The sequence below is a fragment of the Mesorhizobium sp. B2-3-2 genome (genome assembly GCF_006442295.1).
GTDB lineage: Bacteria > Pseudomonadota > Alphaproteobacteria > Rhizobiales > Rhizobiaceae > Mesorhizobium.
The window spans coordinates 157,940-175,470 of the sequence record NZ_VFWA01000010.1; the positions used below are offsets into that span (position 1 = coordinate 157,940).

Here is a 17,531-nt window from a genome sequence, read left to right on the forward strand (position 1 = left end):
GCCGCTAACGGCGGAGAGGCTGCGCTCTTCGCTGGTCGTCTCCAATTGCGCGCACTGGCTGCGCCTTTTGCCGCGCCACCGCCCGCGCCGGCCGGTAGAGCACCAGCGCCAGCACCACGAATTTGGTCAATAGCGTCGTCTTGGAGGCCAGGGTCTCGGAGGTGTTGAGCAGGATCAGCCAACCCAGCATGGGCAGCCAGATGCCGGGATGGCAGCGGCGTGCCACCTCATGCATGAACAGCACGAAGCCGAACAGCATAAGCAGGGTAAAGAAGGCGCCTTGATAGAGCACCATGCGTATGATCGGGTTCTCGATGCCTTGTTCCAGGCCGTTGATGCGGCGCATGCTTTCGATCAGATCGATATCAGGCCCCACGATCAGGTCGCCCAGCCCCAGATTCTTGAAGAGGTCGAACATTTCGACGCGGGCATTGGCGCTGCCGCTGTCGGACACGAAGCGTTCCAGCAGCGCGTCGAAGAAGCCGTAGGAAAAGAGAAGGGCGACCGCCACCGGCAGCAGCGTGGCGAGCAGGACCGCAAGGGCCGCGCCCAGCAGGCTGACGCGTCCATGCCGCAGATAGGCCACGCCGCTGAAAAGCAGATAGATGCCGCCGAGCACGAGCGTCGTCACCATCGCCGAGCGTCCGCCGAAGGCGACCAGCGCCGCGGTTTGCAGGCCGATCAGCGCAAGCCGCAGCGGCATCGACAGCGACCGTGAGCCGGAGAGCAGCGCCAGCACATAGACCGCGGTGATCGTGGCATTGGCCAGCGGATGGCCCTGAAGCGCAGTCGAGCGCAGGTCGGTGAACACCTCGCCGTCGAGCCTATAGGGAAACACCAGCGTCTTGGTCGCGAACTCGAACAGCGCCAGCAGCGCATTCGCCGACATCACCGCGTGAACGACCGTCTGGAGCCGCGCGAAGGTCCGTTCGTCGTCCTCGGCCAGCATCAGCACCAGCAGCGCCGCCGCCACGAACGTATCGACCATGCCCGCCATGCCCGGGCGATGCCTGACGACGACCACCACCAGGAGCACGATCGAGATGACCGCCATCAGCGCGCTGGCCGGCCGCCGGTCGGCAACGGCAGCCATATAGCCGACCGGATTGCCGAACGTGCATGAACGCCAGGCAAACACCATCACCAGGAGATAGGTCGACGGATGGATCTTGGTGGCCGGACTGCCAAGCAGGCCGTCGTAATTGTAGCCCACCAGCCATAGCATGCCGCCGGAAACGGCAAACAGCACCGCCACCGTGACCACCAGGCCGAAGCGGGTCACCCAGTCGACGGAACCGCCGGCGCGGGACGCGGCGGCGGCTTGACCCGGCGCGGCCCAGCCGGCTGCCGGGCTGGCGGGCCGGACTGCGGCCATGTCAGGCCGCCTCGTCGACCAGCAAGGCGCCGGTCGGCAACCGCCCCATGACGGAAATGGCCTGCGAGGCCGCCGCGACTTCGCGCATCGGCGTCGAGTTCAGCGTGGCGACGAGCAGGATTTCGTCGGCCATCGCTACCAGCGGCGAGGCATTGAGATTGTCGGCCAGCGCGCCGCCATCGATGACGACGAGTTCGAAGTTGCGGCCCGCCTGGGCCAACATCTGCTGGGCAAAATAGACGCCCTGCGCTTCCTGGAAGACGGCCTTTGACCGGCCCCTGCCCAAAAGCGCGACATTGCTGCCGGGCGTATACTGGCTCAACGCCTCGATGCCGTATTCGCCGCGCAGCACGTCGAGCACGCCCGGCTGCTGATCTTTCTGGCCGCCGCCGGCATTGGTATCGATGAACAGGATACGGCCGCCCCGGGCGGCCGCGGCATTGGCCAGCAAGCGCGCCACCCTGCCGCGATGCGCGGCGTCCTCGGGCGGCGACGTCACCAGTATGGACGGCACCAGCGGCCAGTCCGGCGGACGCCGGCCCGACGAGAACATGCGCCTCAGCGCGAGCCCCACAACCGCGTCCGTCTTCTGGCTCGCCGCGGCGGCCGTGCCGCCGAAAGGCCACCAGCGACGGGCGTTGCCCGATTTTGCCGGCACCACGCCAAGCACCGGCGCGTCGATGGCCGATTGCATCTGCGCGCTGGAAAGCACCGTGGGCGAGGAATATTCCGCGATCAGCGCCAGGCCGGTGCCGAGCCCCAGGCCGCCGAAGAGTGCGCCCAGGACAAGCAGCGACAGCGGCGGCCAGCTCTTCTTCAGGGCCGGCATGGCGCTGGAGATGATCCGCGCATTAGTGCTGTCGACATTGATCTGCTCGCGCGTCTCCTGCACACGCTGCAGATAGTTGGCATAGACGGAGCGGACGGCCTCGAGATCGCGCTGCAACTCGCGTAGCCTGACCGAAGCCTGGTCCGTATCGAGCGACTTGGCCTTCATGCCGGCGACCTTGGCCTCCAGCGCCTGCTGGTTGGCCAGCGCCCGCTCGTAGTCGGTCTCGGCAGCCGCCCCGATGCGGCCGAGCTCTCGCGCGATCAGCGCACGCGTGTCACGCAGCTGCTGCTGCGCCGCGATCATCGAGGGATGGCGTGGCCCAAGTTCCGTGCCGAACTGCGATACCTTGTCGACAAGCGTCGCCTCCTGCGCCCTGAGGCTCGAAATCACCGAGGAGCGCATCGCTTCCGAGGTCGCGTCCGGCGCACCGCCCGACCTGCGCAACTGGTCGACCTGCGCCTTCAGGGCCGCGGTGCGGCTTTGCGCCGCCGAAAGCTGCGTATTGAGCTCGGTCAGTTCCTGGTCGCTGACCAGATTGCCTGCCGCCATCACCATGTTATTGGCGGACCTGTAGGCCTCGACGGCATTCTCGGCCTGCTGGACGCGCTTGCGCTGCTCATCCAGCCGCGCGGCGATGGCATCCGAAGCGTCCTTGGCCATCCGCGCGCGTGAGCTCGCCTGATCGGCCAGATAGGCCTGCGCGATCGCATTGGCCAGCATCGCCGACTTCTCGGCATTCTTGGTGGTGATGATCACCTCGATGACCAGCACCTTGTCCGCTCGCCGCACCGCCAGGCGTGCACGCAGCGCATCGAGCGTCTTGGCCGCCTTGTCGGCCTCGCCCGACCCCGAACCCAGCAATCCGCCGAGTAAGCGTCCCAGCATGCCCTGCCCGTTGAATTCAGGATCCTCGGTCAGGTTGGTCGCCTTGATGGCCCTGAGCAGCACCCCCGTCGACTGGACGACGCTGACCTGGCTTTCCACACGCGTTATGCCGCCGTCGGGCGGCACCTGGCTCGGATTGACGTCGTTGCTGACCACCTGCAGGTCTTGCGGATCGATGATGATTTCCGCCGCCGAGCTGTAGAGCGCCGGCGTCAAAAGCCCATAGAGCAATGCGCCGATGGTCAGCAGCGCGGTGATGGCAAAGATGAGGAAACGGCGGCGCACCAATATGCGCCTCAGGTCGCCCAGCTCGACGGTCGAGGCCGGGTAGGACGGCGCCGTCGGAACCGCCTCGGGCGCGTATTGCATCGCCTCCGGAGCGTATTGTTGCGGCAACGAGAGCAGGGATGATTGCAAGGGTCGCTCCGACAACACTCCATGCGCCTGCAAAGATCAAATTGCGGCTTTGTCTTAGCTATGCTTCCAACTGTTAAAACACTGTTAATTATATTGAGAGCTCTTGTGATTTTTGGCACGGAGTTTGCCTAGGAGTGGCACGGGGGGTGTTGACACGGCGCGGGCAGCGGGGAAACGACATGCAATGGGGCAATGCGTCACCAGTCCGGCCCTTTCCCGCGTCCAAGATCGAACACCGGCCCAATATCAAACATCACAACGATGAGGATGCGACATGCAGGTGAGCCTGCGCCTGGACAGCGAATTCCCGCGTGCCTTTCACCTGACGCTGCTGGAGCGTCTCGCGGCGCTGACGCATGTCGAGGTGTTCGTCGATCTCAGGCCGGCCGACGGCGCCATACCAATCAGCGCCGCGGCGCTGTTTCAGCTGGAGACGGCCATCCATGGTCTGCCCGCGAACGGGCTGGCCAAACGCCTGCCGCTTTCGGCGCTCGCGCCCTATCGGGCGCCGCCGGCGGCGCTCGATCTGGTGATCGACCTCTGCGGCGACGTGCAGCGCGAAGGAACACGCGTCTGGCGCGTGACCTATGACGGCGCCGCCGGCGAAGCAGCCCTGCTGGCACCAATCCTCGATGGGCGCACGCCGACTGCCCGCATCGCGGAAAACGGCACGAACATCGCCGAAGGTCGCCTGGGCACCGAATATGGCGGCATCGCGCTTGCCTCGTTCCAGGACATGCTGGCGCGCACCGCGAGCCTGATCCTGGCGGCAATGACGGGCGCGGCGCGGCACTCTCTCCCCGTCCTGCCGGAGCCGGCGCACGGCAACGCCGCGCCCGCCATGCCGTCCGCCGCCAAGCTTGGCATCAGGGCCGGCAAGGCGCTGGCGCGGCGCGTCGTCCAGAAGATCTACCATCTCTGCTACAACGCCCCGCACTGGAAGGTCGGCTGGCGGCAAACGCAGGGGCAGGATCTGCTCGACCTGCGCGCCCATCCGGCAACGGGCTGGCAGGTGCTGCCCGACGACGGCAGCCGCTTCTATGCCGACCCGTTCCCGATCCTCTATCAGGGCAAGGTGACCCTGTTCGTCGAGGACTATATCCACCGTCTGGGCCGGGCCATCATTTCCGCCGTGCCGTTCGGCCCGTCGGGGCCGATTGGCCGCCCGGAACCGGTGCTCGACCTGCCCTACCACCTGTCCTATCCGTTCGTCTTCGAGCGCGACGGCGAAGTCTGGATGGTGCCGGAGAGCTGCGCCAACCGCACGGTCGACCTCTACCGCGCCACCGCCTTCCCTGGTGGCTGGGTCAAGGAAGCGACGCTGCTCTCAGATATCATCGCCAGCGACGCCACCCTGGTCGAGCATGGTGGACGATGGTGGCTGTTCGCCACCGTCAGGGACGGCGGCGGCGCGTTTTCCGATGCGCTGCATCTGTGGTCGGCGCCGGACTTTCGCGGGCCGTGGACGCCGCACCCCAAGAACCCCGTGCTGATCGACATCGCCTCGGCGCGGCCGGCGGGCCGCATGGTCGAACGCGACGGCCAATTGCTGCGCCCCGTGCAGGACTGCCGCAGGAGTTATGGCGCAGCGCTCGGCATCGCACGCATTGTTCACCTCGATTTGGACGGCATGAGCCAGGTTGTCGAGACCATCTTGACGCCCGGCGCGCTATGGAGCGGACGCAAGCTGCACACGCTCAACGAGGCGGGCGGCCTTGAATTCATCGACGGTTCCGCGATTGCACCGCGCTGGAAGCAAAGGAACGGCAGGCGCTGACGACGGCCTGCGCATAAGCTCGATACGGCCCCTCCGGCAAAAGCCCCCGCCAGTCAAGGCCGGCGGGGTGAGGCTCTGGAGTAAGCCGGAATCGGTCCGGCATGGATCAACGTATGGCGCGAAGGTTGGTTGCGGCGCCAGAAGCGCATTCCCTTTCCCCTTTTTGGGCCCTTGTGGAAGAACCGCCCTCGCCCTAGCCGCAATCCCGCCTTTCTTGCCGCGAGATCTCCTCCTCTGTATGCATGTTGTAAGTCGTTTAATCCGGGATAGATTGCATCCAGAAGGGCGCCAAAACGATCGCGCCGGGAGGAATTCGCCATGTCCGACAGCGCCTTGCCGCTGGTCATCAGCGCGCCCGAACCGCGCACGCTCGACCTCATCTTCACGCCGCCGCAGCTGGCGCGCTTCAAGGCGAAATATCGCATCGTCGAGACGACGCCGGACGGCGTGGCGAAACTGCCGGCCGATGTGCTGGCCGAGGCCCGCTACATCGTCGGCCAGCCGCCGATCGCGGCCGAGACGCTGGAGAAGATGAAGGCGCTGCGCTGCGTCTTCAATGTCGAGAGCAACCTCATCGACAATATGCCCTATGAGACGCTGTTCGCGCGCGGCATCCATGTCGTCACAACGGGCCTGGTCTTCGCCGAGCCGGTGGCCGAGCTCGGCCTTGCCATGGCGCTCAACCTCGCCCGCGGCATCGTCGATGCCGACCTTGCCTTCCGCAAGGGCGAGGAATTGTGGGGCGGCGACGGCAACCGGACGGCGCGGCTGTTGTCAGGCGCCGATGTCGGCATCATCGGCTTCGGCGATCTCGGCCGCGCGCTGAACCGGCTGCTGTCGGGTTTCCGCACCAGGACAAAAGTCTTCGATCCCTGGCTGCCGCCGTCGATCCTGATCGACAATGGCGTCGAGCCGTCCTCGATGGACGAGGTGCTGTCCGCCAGCGACTTCGTCTTCGTCGTCGCCTCGGTGACCAGCGAGAACCAGGGCTTCCTCGGCGCCGACGCCTTTGCCAGGATGCGCAAAGGCGCGGCCTTCATCCTGCTCAGCCGCGCCGGCGTGGTCGACTTCATCGCTTTGATGGCGGCGGTGAAGAGCGGCCATATCCTCGCCGCCAGCGACGTCTTCCCCGAAGAACCGCTGGCGCGGGATCACCCGGTGCGCGCCTTACCCGGCTTCCTGCGCTCGGCTCACCGCGCCGGCGCGCTCGATATCGCCTTCAAGCGCATGGGCGACATGGTGCTGGAGGACATGGACCTGATCGATCGCGGCCTGCCGCCGCTGCGTTCCAAGCGCGCCGAGCGCGAAACGGTCTCGCGCATGCGCTCCAAGCCGGTGGACAGGAATTGACGGGTGGCTGGGTCCGCGCAAATCGGCGGGCCTTCGCATCGCCTTCGCGTCGCTTGACAAAAGCATGGCCAGCGACGACCCTCGACCGGCCCATCGGGGAGAAATCGACGCGCAACGCCTGTGAAAAGCTGAGGCTCGGCAAACGGCAGGGGGCGTCGGCGGTAACGGCGCAGCCGGCGGGCCCAGGGCCAATCGGTCCGGCCGGCCAAGCGGTCCGGTTTTCTTTTTTCGCCATGGCAAGGCGGCAAGAGCGGCCCTTGCCATGAGGCTGTCGAAAACGCGACGGAGCGCGATGCTCAACACGATCGATTATGGCGGCAAGGAAGCCGATATCGTCCACGCGCTGGAGGAAGACATCATCTTCGGCAGGCTGGCGCCCGGCGCGCGCCTTGTCGAGGACGTGCTGCTCGCCCGCTTCCCGGTGTCGCGCCATACCATCCGACAGGCGCTCTATCAGCTCGAAAGGCTAGGCGTCGTCACGCGCGAGCGCAACAAGGGCGCCATGGTGCGGCGGCTGTCGCCCGACGAGGTGCGGCAGATCTACGAGGTGCGCGAGATGCTGCAGCGCCAGGCGGCGCTGATGATCCGCCTTCCCGCGAGCGACGCGCTGATCGAAGAGCTGACGCAGATCCTCCGCATCTATAACGGCCATGTCGAGAGCGGCTATCTGCGCGGCATCCACGAGGCCAATGACCGTTTCCATCTCACCATGTTCTCGGCCTGCGGCAATGCCTATCTGGTGGCCTCGATCGAGCACTACATGCGCCTCAGCCTGCCGGTGCGGGCCAATTCGCTGGCCGACAGGGAAAAGCTCGACATCTCGCGCCAGCACCACGCAATGATGATCGAGGCGCTCAAGCGCCGGGACAATTGGGTGCTGGCGCAGCTCTGCGTCGACCATTTGCAGCCCAGCAAGGCGTTCTATCTCCAGGAGATCGAGAGCGGCGACGCCGGCTGAAACCGGGCCGACAGAAGGCAGCGGCAGCGGATGAGCGAGTCCGGTCGCTGCAAATCTAACGATGCAGCCAAACGAAGAAAAAAGCGGAAAGTTTCGCGGGCGTGGAAGAATATATTTCTTCAGACCGGCCGTGGGCGGGCACGGCGAACCGGAACTTTCCTCCGAACCTTCCGTTTCTTTGACGATCGTTGCTTCGACGGTCGAAGAGCAACAGGGAAGGATCCTATCATGAACATCAAGATGATCTGCGTCGGCGCGATGACACTTTCGATGCTCGCGGGCTCGGCCCTCGCCGCCGCGAACAAGGGCACGTCGGCACTCGACGATCCGGCCAAGATGCAGCCGTTCTACACCGACTCCAGCATGAAGAAGATGCGCAGTGGTGACGAGTTCGCGAAGGTGTGGAAAGCGCTCACTCCGGAAGACCAGAAGATGATGATGACGGCCTGCGAGGATGAGGCCAAGGACGCCAACGCCGCCAACAGCCATCCGGAGTTCTGCAGCAGCGTCAAGGCGAATGGCGGCAGCAAATAGACCGGCGGCGAGCAGGCTTTTATAGCCCGTATCCTGAGACAGCCCCGGCCTGCGGGGCTGTTGTCATGCGCCGATGCGCCGGCCGGTTTCGGCGTCGAACAGATGCGCGCAGGCGCGGTCGACCTGGATGCGCACCGGCTGCCCCTGCTTGAGCGCCAGCCGCTCGCGGAAAAGGCAGTCTATCTCCTCGCCGCCGCAGTCGACCTTGGCGAATATCTCCGAGCCGGTCGCTTCCAGCAACGTGACGCTGCCAGGGATGCCGTCGCTGCCGGCGCGGATGTGTTCGGGGCGGATGCCGTAGACCAACTCCCCGCCCGGGATCTGCGCCGGGTGAAGCGGCGCCGGCAGCGGCAGGGTCAGCCCGCCTGCGCTGCGGAAGATGCCTTCCTCGATGCGGCCGCGAATGAAATTCATGGCGGGCGACCCGATGAAGCCGGCGACGAAGAGATTGGCCGGCCGGTCGTAGAGGTCGAGCGGCGCGCCGACCTGCTCGACCAGGCCATCATGCAGCACCACGATCTTGTCGGCCATGGTCATCGCCTCGATCTGGTCATGCGTGACATAGATGGTGGTGGTGCCCAGCCGTTGGTGCAGCGCCTTGATCTCGCCGCGCATCTGCACGCGCAGCTTGGCGTCCAGGTTGGAGAGCGGCTCGTCGAACAGGAAGACCTGCGGGTCGCGCACGATGGCGCGCCCCATGGCGACACGCTGGCGTTGGCCGCCCGAAAGCTGGCGCGGGAAGCGGTCGAGCAGCTTTTCCAGGCCGAGGATACTCGCCGCCCTGTTGACGCGGCCGGCGGTATCGGCCGGATCGGCTTTCTTGATCTTGAGCGCGAAGCCCATATTGTCGGCCACCGTCATATGCGGGTAGAGCGCGTAGTTCTGGAACACCATGGCGATGTTGCGATCGCGCGCCCTGAGATCGTTGACGACCCGCTCGCCGATGGCGATCCTGCCACTCGAAATCGTCTCCAGCCCCGCGATCATGCGCAGCAGCGTCGACTTTCCGCAGCCCGAAGGCCCGACCAGGATGACGAACTCGCCGTCGGCGATGTCGACGCTGACGTCATGAATGATCCTGGTCGCTCCGAATGCCTTCTGCACATTGTTGATCGTCACCGCTGCCATTTCATGTCCTCACCTGGAAAGAGTGTCGTCGGCGTCAGCCGCCCTTGACCGCGCCGGCGGTCAGCCCGGCGACGATCTGCCTTTGCGCGAACATGGTCAGCACCAGCACCGGCAGCGTCACCACCAGTGCGGCGGCGGCCAGCGGCCCCCAACTCACCTGCTCGTAGGAGAGCATGTTGTAGACCGCGACCGGCAGGGTCCGCGTCTCTCGGCTGGCCAGCACCACGCCGAAGACGAAATTGTTCCAGGAGAAGATGATGGACAGGATGAAGGCCACCACGATGCCCGGCCTGGCGATGGGCAGCGCGACCAGCCGGAATACCTGCCAAGAGGAGGCGCCGTCCATGCTGGCGGCCTCCTCCAGCTCCATCGGCGTGGTCTCGAAATAGCCGATCATCACCCAGACCACGATCGGCACCGTGACCACGAGATGGATGATGATCTGCGGCCACAGCGTGCCCAATATGCCCGCCCACTGGAACAGCAGGAACAGCGGGATGAGATAGGACAGCCCCGGCGTCATGCGCGCGATCATGATGACGACCGCCGACCGTTCGGCCTTGAGCCGCGCTATGCCGTAGCCGGCGGGCACGCCGATCAGCAGCGCCAAGAGCGTCGCCGTGCCGGTCACCAGCGCCGAGTTCCAGAAGTAGAGCAGGAAATTGTTCTCCTCGAACACCTTGGCATAGTTCGACCAGGCCACATGCTCGGGGATGAAGACCGGCGGCGAGGCGCCGTTGTCGATCTCGAATTTCAGGGACAGCGAGATCATCCAGAGGAAGAACAGGATCGCCGGCGAGACGAAGACCAGGGCGGCGAAGAACAGGCCGATCCGGTTGAGCAGTCGCGAACGCATCTATTTGCCCTCCCCGTCGGTCCAGCGGCTGCGCTGGCGCAGCATCAGCAGGACGAAGGACAGCGCTACGATAAGAACGAAGAACACCACCGCCATGGCCGAGCCGTAGCCGACGTCGTAATAGGAGAAGGCGATGTTGTAGAGATAGATGTTGATGGTCTCGGAGGCCGTGCCTGGCCCACCCTGGGTCATCGCATAGATGATGTCGAAGCTCTTCAGCGCGTCGATCGTGCGGATGATCACCGCGATCATCAGGAACGGCGCGATCATCGGCAGGGTCAGGTAACGGAACTGCTGCCAGGCATTGGCGCCGTCGATCTCGGCGCTCTCGAAGGGTTCGCGCGGCACCGAGGCCAGCCCGCCCAGCACGATCAGCATCACCAGCGGCGTCCACTGCCAGGTCTCGACTGCGACCAGCGAGGGGATGACCGTCCTGGCGTTGAAAATCCATTCCTGCGCCGGAATGCCGACCAGCGACAGAAGGTAGTTGAGCACGCCGAGTTGCGGATGGAACATCATCGTCCAGACCAGCGCCACGGCGACGGGCGTGGCCATCATCGGCATCACGAAAATGCCGCGCAGCACGCCGCGCAGCGGGAACCGGGCATCGAAGATCAGAGCCGCGATGGTGCCGAGAAGCATCGGCGCGGCCACCGAGAGGAAAGTGTAGGACAAGGTGTGCGCGAGCGATTCCCAGAACCGCCCATCGCCGACCAGTCGCAGATAGTTCTCCATCCCCGCGAAGCTTCGCGACTGGCCGAGCGTCCAGCGGTTGACGCTCATCCACAGCGTGAAGGCCCAGGGAAAGACGATGACGGCGCCGACGACGACCAGCGCGGGGACGACGAAGGGCCAGTAGCTGGGAGCCAGCTTGACGGGCCGGCCCCCTTCGCTTTCCTGTTTCGCCACCCCGGCGCGATCGATCGTCACCCCGGTGCGATCGATCGTCGCCCCGGCGCGATCCGTCGTCGCCCCGGCGCGACTCGTCGTCGCCCCGGCGCGACTCGTCGTCGCCCCGGCGCGACTCGTCGTCGCCCCGGCGCGCTCTGGGGCAGTTGCGGACATCAGCCTTGCTCGCTCCTGTCCAGGACCGGCTGGAACTGCTCCGTCGCCTTCTTCAGTTCCTCCGTCGGGTCGGCCCCGGCGAGCAGGTTGCTGAGCGCCACGCCATAGATGTCGCGGAACTCGGTGACCGGGATGATGACCGGCAGCGCCAGCCGGCTGACATTGCCGGAGCCGACCACGGCGTCGAGCCAGCTCGCCGGCATGGTCACGCCCTCGCGCACCTTGGGGTCTTCCAGCACCGATTTGCGGAACGGCACACCGGCACCTGCCTGCAGCAGCCGGGCGCCCATGCCGGCCGACACCGCCCATTGGCAAAAGAGATAGGCGGCTTCCTTCTTCTCGCTGGCCGTGGTCACGCCGAGCCCGTCGCCGAACGTACCCGAGGCATGCGCCTTGGGGCCCTTGGGCATGACGCCGTAGCCGACCTTGCCGACCACCCTCGACTTCTCCGGATTTTCCATCGGCGGCGCGAAACCGACGCCGTCGAACCACATGCCGATCTTGCCCTGCAGGAAGGCGGATTGCGCTTCGGCCCAGTTGAAGCCGGTAACGCCGGGCGGCGCGGATTTGGTCATCAGCCGCTGGTAGAGGGCGGCCGCCTCCACCGCTTCGGGCGCGGTGGTGCGCAGCTTGCCCTTGTCGTCGAGCGGCGTCATGTCGTAGCCGAGCATCAGCGAGGTCCACACCGGCGTGTTGGCGTTCTTGAGGCCGCGCGCGACGAAACCGTAGGTATTGGCCGACGGGTCGGTCAGCGCCTCCGCGGCCGCGACGAGCTGATCGAAGGTTTCGGGGTATTTGAGGCCCTTGGCCTCGAACAGTTCCTTGTTCCAGTAGATTATCCAGTAGTCGACCGAGAACGGCAGCGAGCGCAGCACGCCCTCGCCGTCCTTGGCGAACAGCATGCCGGCATCGGCAAAGTCCTTTTCGACCAGGCTCGGATCGGTCAGCGTCGGGTCGGCAAGGTAGCCCGATATGTCGGCCAGCCAGCCGCCCTTCTCGAACTGCCGCTTCTGCACATGGTAGCTCAGATGCACGACGTCGAAGCTGGGTTTGCCGGAGCTGAGCTCGATGACCGTCTTCTGGCGCTGCTGCTGCTCGGGCGTCGCCTCGGCATTGACCTTGATGCCCGTCAGTTCCTCGAACTCGGCGAGATATTTGATCAGCGTGTCGCTGCGCGGGCTTTTCACCAGATTGACGTCGAGCGTCGTGCCGGCGAAACGCTTCCAGTCGACGCCGGCGGCAAGGCTCGGGCGGATACCGGCAAGGCCGGCGCCGGCGAGCATGGCGGCGCCCGCAAGGAGCTGCCTTCTGTTTGGGTTGAATGGATTGGACGGCATTTCTTCCTCCCGGTTGCTGTCGTTGTCGATTGCACCGCGATAGGCACGGCGCGGCCTGCTTCCTCAGATATGGAGCGCCAGCCGGCGCGCATTGTCGATATGCTGGCTGATCGCCTCGACCGCCTTTTGCGGATTGCGGCTTTCGAGGGCTTCGATCACGCTCAGATGCTCGCGCATCACCGGCACCACGCGGCCGTCGATGCGGAACCGTTCCTGGTGGATCAGGCGGATCTTCACCGAATTGACCAGATAGGCTTTGGCAATGATCTCGTTGCCGAGCGCATCGATGAAAGTGTCGTGCATGGCCCAGTCGATGGTCTGAGCCCTGGCCTCCATCTCCGGCGTCGGGGTCTGCGCCAGCGCCTGCGCCAGCATGTCCTCATGCTCGCGGCGCAAGCGCGCGAGTTCGCCGTCGGAGGCGCTGACGGTGAACAGCGCCACCGCCTCGCGCTCCATGAACAGGCGGAACTGGAAGGCCTCGCGGATCAGGCTGATGTCGATATGCGCGATCTGCATGCCGCGCTGCGGGATCGTCGTCAACAGCCCCTCGGCTTCCAGGCGCGGCACGATCTCGCGGATGGCGCCGAGCGGCAGGCCGGTGAACGCGACGAGTTCGCGCTGCGACACGAACTGGCCCGGCTTGAGGTCGCGGGCCAGCAAATGCCGCGTGAAGCTGGCATAGGCCTGCTCCCGCAGATTTGTCTGGTCGCCGCCATTGGCCATTTCAGTGCTTCCTTCCCCGTCAGGCCGCCGCGGCCGCGAAAAGAGTGTTGTAGGCAGCGCCAAGCTGCTGGCGCTCCGGCGCCGCGATCGGCTCGAGCGGCGGCCGCACCGCCAGCCAGCGCTCGTCGCCGGTCTTGCGCGCCACCATCACCTTGACCGCCGGAATGACCGGGTGCTTGAGCAACTCGAGCACGAAACGCTCGACGCGCACGTCGTCGTGCCCTTTCTCGGCCATGGCGAGGACCTCGCCGGCGGCGAAATTGGCCATGCCCGAAATCGCGCCCTGGCCACCGATCCTGACCGCCCGCGCCAGATGCCGCTCGTCGCCGATCAGGATCACCAGATCGCCATGGGCGCCGAGCAGCGCCTCGCTATAGGCCCAGTCGCCGCCGGAATCCTTGACGCCGGCGACCACGTCCGGAAACGCCTGGCGCAGCCGGCCGATCAGCCCAAGCGAAAGCTGCACCGTGGTGACCGAGGGAATGTTGTAGAGCAGCACGCCGCGGGCCAGCGGACCGAGAGCGGCAAAGACGGCGGAAAACCAGCCGAAAAGGCCATCGTCGCCGATATTCTTGAAATAGCTGGGAGGGGCAAGGAGGATGTTGCGGGCGCCGCGCTGCAAGGCATGCCGAGCCTGCTCGGCTGCATCCTCGGCCGCATCGACCAGCACGCCTGCGACAAGCTGATGCGGCGCGATGCCGGCCGCCAGCATCGCCTCGGTGACGTCCCGCCGCTCCCCGGTGCCGACCGAAGCGCCCTCCCCGGTGGTGCCGAAAAGCGTCACGCTGGTGCAGCCCTGCGCCAGGCAGCTCCGGGCCAACGTCACCATGGGTGGAATGAGGATTTGCCCCGACGCATCGAAAGGCGTGGCCAGGGCAACCGAAAGACCAAAACGCGATGTCACCAGCGAGTCTCCCAAAAGAGCAGTTCGCAGGCAGTGCTATCACGCTAACATGTCAGTCGTAAATAGGGTGGGTGCCATTTACGGAAACACAAGTTGTGATGGTTCCTGTGCAGGCTCTATCCATGCCCGCCTCGCCGTCAGGCCCGTTTGTGCCGTTTTTCCTTTTTCCTGCCATGTTGCGCTGCGAAAGATTTGTTGCATTGCGATACGATCCGCCCCGGCCGACAATGGCCGCGGGTTGGGCTTGCACGAAGGATTTGTCGTGGCAGCATCGTTCCGACCCGATATCGAGGGAATGCGCGCACTGGCGGTAGCCGGTGTCGTCGCCTATCATTTCGGCCTCACCGCCCTGCCCGGCGGCTTTGCTGGCGTCGACATCTTCTTCGTCATCTCCGGCTATCTCATCACAAGACACCTTTTGCAGGAGATTGGCGAGAGCGGCCGGCTGAACCTTTGGCGCTTCTATGCCCGCCGCGCCCGGCGGCTGCTGCCGGCCTCGCTGTTCGTCATCCTCGCCACGCTGCTGGCCGGCGCCTTCATCCTGTCGCCGGAGGAACAGGCGCTCTATTCGAAGGGCGCGATGTTTGCCTCGGCCTATATGATCAATCTGTGGCTGATCCGCTGGTCGTTCGACTATTTCGCCTCCGATGCCGCCAACAACCCGTTCATCCATTTCTGGTCGCTATCGGTGGAGGAGCAGTTCTACCTCGCATGGCCGGCGCTGCTTGTCCTCGCCGCATGGCTGCGGCCGGGACGGCGCGCCGCCATCGTGGTCATCGGTGTCACCGGCCTGGTGTCGTTCGTGGCCTGCGCCTGGCTGACCAGCGTTTCGCCGCCCTGGGCTTTCTATTTCTCGCCCCTGAGGGCCTGGGAGTTCGCCGCCGGCGGGCTTGCCACGATGGTGCCGGCAAGTTTCCTCCGGTACCACCCGCGGCTGCGCGCCGCGCAAGGCTGGCTCGGCCTGGCGCTGATCGCGCCCGCCTATCTGCTGCTGGACGAGGCGCTGCCCTTCCCCGGCCTGCTGGCGCTGCTGCCGGTCGTCGGCACGGTGCTGCTGCTGGTCAGCGGGGCAGGCGAGCGCCAGGCGGGTGGCAAGCTGGCCGGCGCCCCCACGGCTGTCCTGTCGCTGCCGCCCATGCAATGGATCGGCAGGCTCTCCTATTCGCTCTATCTCTGGCACTGGCCGGTCATCGTCTATGCGGGAATGGTCACCGCGGAGCTTTCCGGGCTGGACAGGTTTGCCTGCCTGGCACTGACGCTGATGCTCTCCATCTTCACCTATCACGTCGTCGAAAACCCCGTTCGCCGCAACGGCTGGCTGATGGCAAGCGCCGCCCGCGCGCTCGTGCCCGCGGCGCTGCTGACCGGCGCCGGCGTGGTCGCGGCCTACGCCAACGCCAAGTTCGCCGTTCACGAACTCGATCCGGAGCAGCGCGTCATCGCCCAAAGTGCGGCGCGTCCATCCACCGCGCGCGCCAGGGGCGGCTGCGTGCTCGACTACGAGACCGTCACCCCGAAGCCCTGCGTGTTTGGCGCCAAGGATGCGAAAGGCACGATCGCGCTGTTTGGCGATTCACATGCCGACCACTGGTCGACGCCGCTGATCGAGGCAGCCGAAAAGCGCGATTACCGGGTGGTTACCTGGCTCAAATCCTCGTGCCGGGCGTCCCGGCTGTCGACATGGTCGAGCAAGCTGAAGCGCGACTACGCCGAATGCGACCAGTGGCGCGAGCAGTCGATCAAGGAGATCCTGGCGCTGAGGCCGGCCCTGGTGGTGATCTCGGAAATCGCCCTGACCAGCTCGCGCAAGATGGCCGCCGGCAAGGATGAGCCCGACAGCCAGGACGCGGAGTGGAAGGCGGGCTTGCGTTCAACGCTGGAGACGTTCAGCAAGGCCGGGCTGAAGGTCGCCTTCATCCGCGACGTGCCCTTCAACGACGAGCAGGTCGACACTTGCGTGGCGCGTGCGCTGTGGCGCGGCGACACGCCCTCGCTCTGCGACCAGACGCGTGCCTATGCCGCCAACGACGCCATGGCCGCGGTGGAGCGCGACGTCGTGCGCAGCGTTCCGAACGCCAGCTATGTCGATATGACCGACCAGTTCTGCAACCAAACGACCTGCCACGTCTTCATCGGCGGCAAGATCGCCTTCCGCGACCGCCACCATCTGGCGACGGCCTTCGCCGAGACGCTGGAGAAGCCGCTGGAAAAGGCACTGTTTTAGAAGGGTTAGCGCCCCAAAAGGCGCGCTGCCGACGAAGTCGCTCCGTCACGGCGCGCGCGGGCGCGAAACATTGCTTTACCGACTCTACGGGAACGGTGCCGCGTGGGCAGCGTTTATTAGAGGGACCTTAAGAGGAGGTTGTCATGAAGAAACTCTTGCTCGCATCCGTGATTGCCGTCGCTTCGGCGGTGGCGGTGATGGCCCCGGCAAATGCCGCCAGCATCACGCTCGGCATCGGCAACGGCTATGACGACGATTATTACGTTCCCAGATATCGTCACCATTACCGCGATTATTCCGACGATGACGGCTACTATGGCCGTTACAGCATGTATGACGAGAGCTATCGTCCGCGTTACTACAGTCATCGTCGCTGCCACACCGAGGTGATCAAGCACTGGCGTCATCACCATCGGGTCATCGAGAGGGTCCGTGTCTGTCGACGTTGAACTGACAATTGATCCGGCCGGCGACGCGCCGGCCGGATTGCTTGGTACAGCCGCTCCGGTTCGGGTGCCGTACGCATGCCGAGCCATTCCAGATAGTGGAACTGGAAAGCCTATCATCCCCTCACTGTCATCGTAGCCAGAGTTGTCTCTGCGCCGAAAATGGCCTTCGGTTCTCCAGAGCACCACGCGAAATTCGAGCTTAGCCACGTTTGAATATCCGCCATCAAACGGCAGGTTTGTGAGCTTCTGCTTTCGAGGTAAAAGACAAGGCCATCTTACCCGACTCAATATGGCGACGAACCAGTGGACACCCTCTCAACCACCCAACGCAGCGAACGGATGGCTCGTATTCATGGCAGGAATACGAAGCCAGAAATGGTCGTGCGGCGGCTCCTTTATCGTATGGGCTACCGCTATCGGCTTCATCGAGCCGACCTGCCTGGTAAGCCGGACATTGTTTTTGGAAAACGAAAAAAGGCGATTTTCATCCACGGGTGCTTTTGGCATCGTCACCGTGATCCGGCATGTCGGCTCGCTCGCCTTCCAAAATCCCGGCTGGATTTCTGGGGGCCAAAACTCTCGGCGAACGCGGAGCGAGACGCGCTCAAACAGGATACTTTAAGGCGACTCGGGTGGAACGTGCTGGTTGTCTGGGAATGCGAATTGCGGCAGAGTGAACAATTAGAGAACACGCTGCGCCAGTTCGTGGGGGAATAG

At 65.0% G+C, this 17,531-nt stretch carries 15 protein-coding genes; 7 read left to right on the forward strand and 8 right to left on the reverse strand.

Translation table 11 applies throughout. The features are described 5' to 3' along the window. Positions 1–4: 4 nt before the first annotated feature. Both FJ964_RS21855 and FJ964_RS21860 read right to left on the reverse strand, forming a co-directional pair. Positions 5–1,375 (reverse strand): VpsF family polysaccharide biosynthesis protein, encoded by a 1,371-nt coding sequence (locus FJ964_RS21855; RefSeq protein ID WP_140552321.1) that lies wholly within the window; start codon positions 1,373–1,375, stop codon positions 5–7. 1 nt (position 1,376) lies between these two features. Next, complete coding sequence (locus tag FJ964_RS21860; RefSeq protein WP_140552322.1) at positions 1,377–3,509, reverse strand: exopolysaccharide transport family protein; 2,133 nt, start codon at positions 3,507–3,509, stop codon at positions 1,377–1,379. A 274-nt stretch (positions 3,510–3,783) separates the two neighbouring features. Here FJ964_RS21860 and FJ964_RS21865 point away from each other — a divergent pair, with 274 nt between their 5' ends. The 4 genes from FJ964_RS21865 (at position 3,784) to FJ964_RS21880 (ending at position 8,128) form a co-directional block, all read left to right on the forward strand. After that, the gene (locus FJ964_RS21865) at positions 3,784–5,286 is read left to right on the forward strand and encodes a formyl transferase (RefSeq protein ID WP_140552323.1); all 1,503 of its coding nucleotides are present in this window, start codon (positions 3,784–3,786) and stop codon (positions 5,284–5,286) included. 318 nt (positions 5,287–5,604) lie between these two features. After that, complete coding sequence (locus tag FJ964_RS21870; RefSeq protein ID WP_140552324.1) at positions 5,605–6,636, forward strand: hydroxyacid dehydrogenase; 1,032 nt, start codon at positions 5,605–5,607, stop codon at positions 6,634–6,636. Between the two features lie 292 nt (positions 6,637–6,928). Beyond that, complete coding sequence (locus tag FJ964_RS21875; RefSeq protein WP_140552325.1) at positions 6,929–7,594, forward strand: GntR family transcriptional regulator; 666 nt, start codon at positions 6,929–6,931, stop codon at positions 7,592–7,594. 228 nt (positions 7,595–7,822) lie between these two features. Continuing rightward, positions 7,823–8,128 (forward strand): hypothetical protein, encoded by a 306-nt coding sequence (locus FJ964_RS21880; protein ID WP_140552326.1) that lies wholly within the window; start codon positions 7,823–7,825, stop codon positions 8,126–8,128. Between the two features lie 63 nt (positions 8,129–8,191). Here FJ964_RS21880 and ugpC read toward each other — a convergent pair whose 3' ends face one another. The 6 genes from ugpC to FJ964_RS21910 form a co-directional block, all read right to left on the reverse strand. After that, positions 8,192–9,256, reverse strand: coding sequence for a sn-glycerol-3-phosphate ABC transporter ATP-binding protein UgpC (gene ugpC / locus FJ964_RS21885; protein ID WP_140552327.1), 1,065 nt, complete (start codon positions 9,254–9,256; stop codon positions 8,192–8,194). A 34-nt stretch (positions 9,257–9,290) separates the two neighbouring features. Continuing rightward, on the reverse strand, positions 9,291–10,112 hold the full coding sequence (locus FJ964_RS21890) for a carbohydrate ABC transporter permease (RefSeq protein WP_140552328.1): 822 nt from the start codon (positions 10,110–10,112) through the stop codon (positions 9,291–9,293). Further along, complete coding sequence (locus FJ964_RS21895; protein WP_224713337.1) at positions 10,113–11,177, reverse strand: sugar ABC transporter permease; 1,065 nt, start codon at positions 11,175–11,177, stop codon at positions 10,113–10,115. Further along, positions 11,177–12,514, reverse strand: coding sequence for a sugar ABC transporter substrate-binding protein (locus FJ964_RS21900; protein WP_140552329.1), 1,338 nt, complete (start codon positions 12,512–12,514; stop codon positions 11,177–11,179). Before FJ964_RS21900 ends, FJ964_RS21895 begins: the two co-directional genes overlap by 1 nt. 63 nt (positions 12,515–12,577) lie before the next feature. Next, positions 12,578–13,237 (reverse strand): GntR family transcriptional regulator, encoded by a 660-nt coding sequence (locus FJ964_RS21905; RefSeq protein ID WP_140552330.1) that lies wholly within the window; start codon positions 13,235–13,237, stop codon positions 12,578–12,580. Between the two features lie 19 nt (positions 13,238–13,256). After that, positions 13,257–14,141: a dihydrodipicolinate synthase family protein gene (locus tag FJ964_RS21910; protein ID WP_140552331.1), complete on the reverse strand. Its 885-nt coding sequence runs from the start codon at positions 14,139–14,141 to the stop codon at positions 13,257–13,259. Between the two features lie 262 nt (positions 14,142–14,403). Between FJ964_RS21910 and FJ964_RS21915 the strand changes: the two genes are divergently transcribed. The 3 genes from FJ964_RS21915 (at position 14,404) to FJ964_RS21925 (ending at position 17,531) form a co-directional block, all read left to right on the forward strand. Next, the gene (locus tag FJ964_RS21915; protein ID WP_140552332.1) at positions 14,404–16,365 is read left to right on the forward strand and encodes an acyltransferase family protein; all 1,962 of its coding nucleotides are present in this window, start codon (positions 14,404–14,406) and stop codon (positions 16,363–16,365) included. A 143-nt stretch (positions 16,366–16,508) separates the two neighbouring features. After that, a complete protein-coding gene (locus FJ964_RS21920) occupies positions 16,509–16,814 on the forward strand; it encodes a hypothetical protein (protein WP_140552333.1) in 306 nt (101 codons plus the stop codon). Between the two features lie 303 nt (positions 16,815–17,117). Continuing rightward, a complete protein-coding gene (locus FJ964_RS21925) occupies positions 17,118–17,531 on the forward strand; it encodes a very short patch repair endonuclease (RefSeq protein WP_140552334.1) in 414 nt (137 codons plus the stop codon).

Excerpts from the sequence above, each read along its gene's own strand:
- FJ964_RS21895 (WP_224713337.1), bottom strand. The coding sequence starts at position 11,177 with ATGTCCGCAACTGCCCCAGAGCGCGCCGGGGCGACGACGAGTCGCGCC.
- FJ964_RS21870 (WP_140552324.1), top strand. The coding sequence starts at position 5,605 with ATGTCCGACAGCGCCTTGCCGCTGGTCATCAGCGCGCCCGAACCGCGC.
- FJ964_RS21890 (WP_140552328.1), bottom strand. The coding sequence starts at position 10,112 with ATGCGTTCGCGACTGCTCAACCGGATCGGCCTGTTCTTCGCCGCCCTG.
- FJ964_RS21880 (WP_140552326.1), top strand. The coding sequence starts at position 7,823 with ATGAACATCAAGATGATCTGCGTCGGCGCGATGACACTTTCGATGCTC.
- ugpC (WP_140552327.1), bottom strand. The coding sequence starts at position 9,256 with ATGGCAGCGGTGACGATCAACAATGTGCAGAAGGCATTCGGAGCGACC.
- FJ964_RS21905 (WP_140552330.1), bottom strand. The coding sequence starts at position 13,237 with ATGGCCAATGGCGGCGACCAGACAAATCTGCGGGAGCAGGCCTATGCC.
- FJ964_RS21855 (WP_140552321.1), bottom strand. The coding sequence starts at position 1,375 with ATGGCCGCAGTCCGGCCCGCCAGCCCGGCAGCCGGCTGGGCCGCGCCG.
- FJ964_RS21875 (WP_140552325.1), top strand. The coding sequence starts at position 6,929 with ATGCTCAACACGATCGATTATGGCGGCAAGGAAGCCGATATCGTCCAC.
- FJ964_RS21900 (WP_140552329.1), bottom strand. The coding sequence starts at position 12,514 with ATGCCGTCCAATCCATTCAACCCAAACAGAAGGCAGCTCCTTGCGGGC.
- FJ964_RS21865 (WP_140552323.1), top strand. The coding sequence starts at position 3,784 with ATGCAGGTGAGCCTGCGCCTGGACAGCGAATTCCCGCGTGCCTTTCAC.
- FJ964_RS21920 (WP_140552333.1), top strand. The coding sequence starts at position 16,509 with ATGAAGAAACTCTTGCTCGCATCCGTGATTGCCGTCGCTTCGGCGGTG.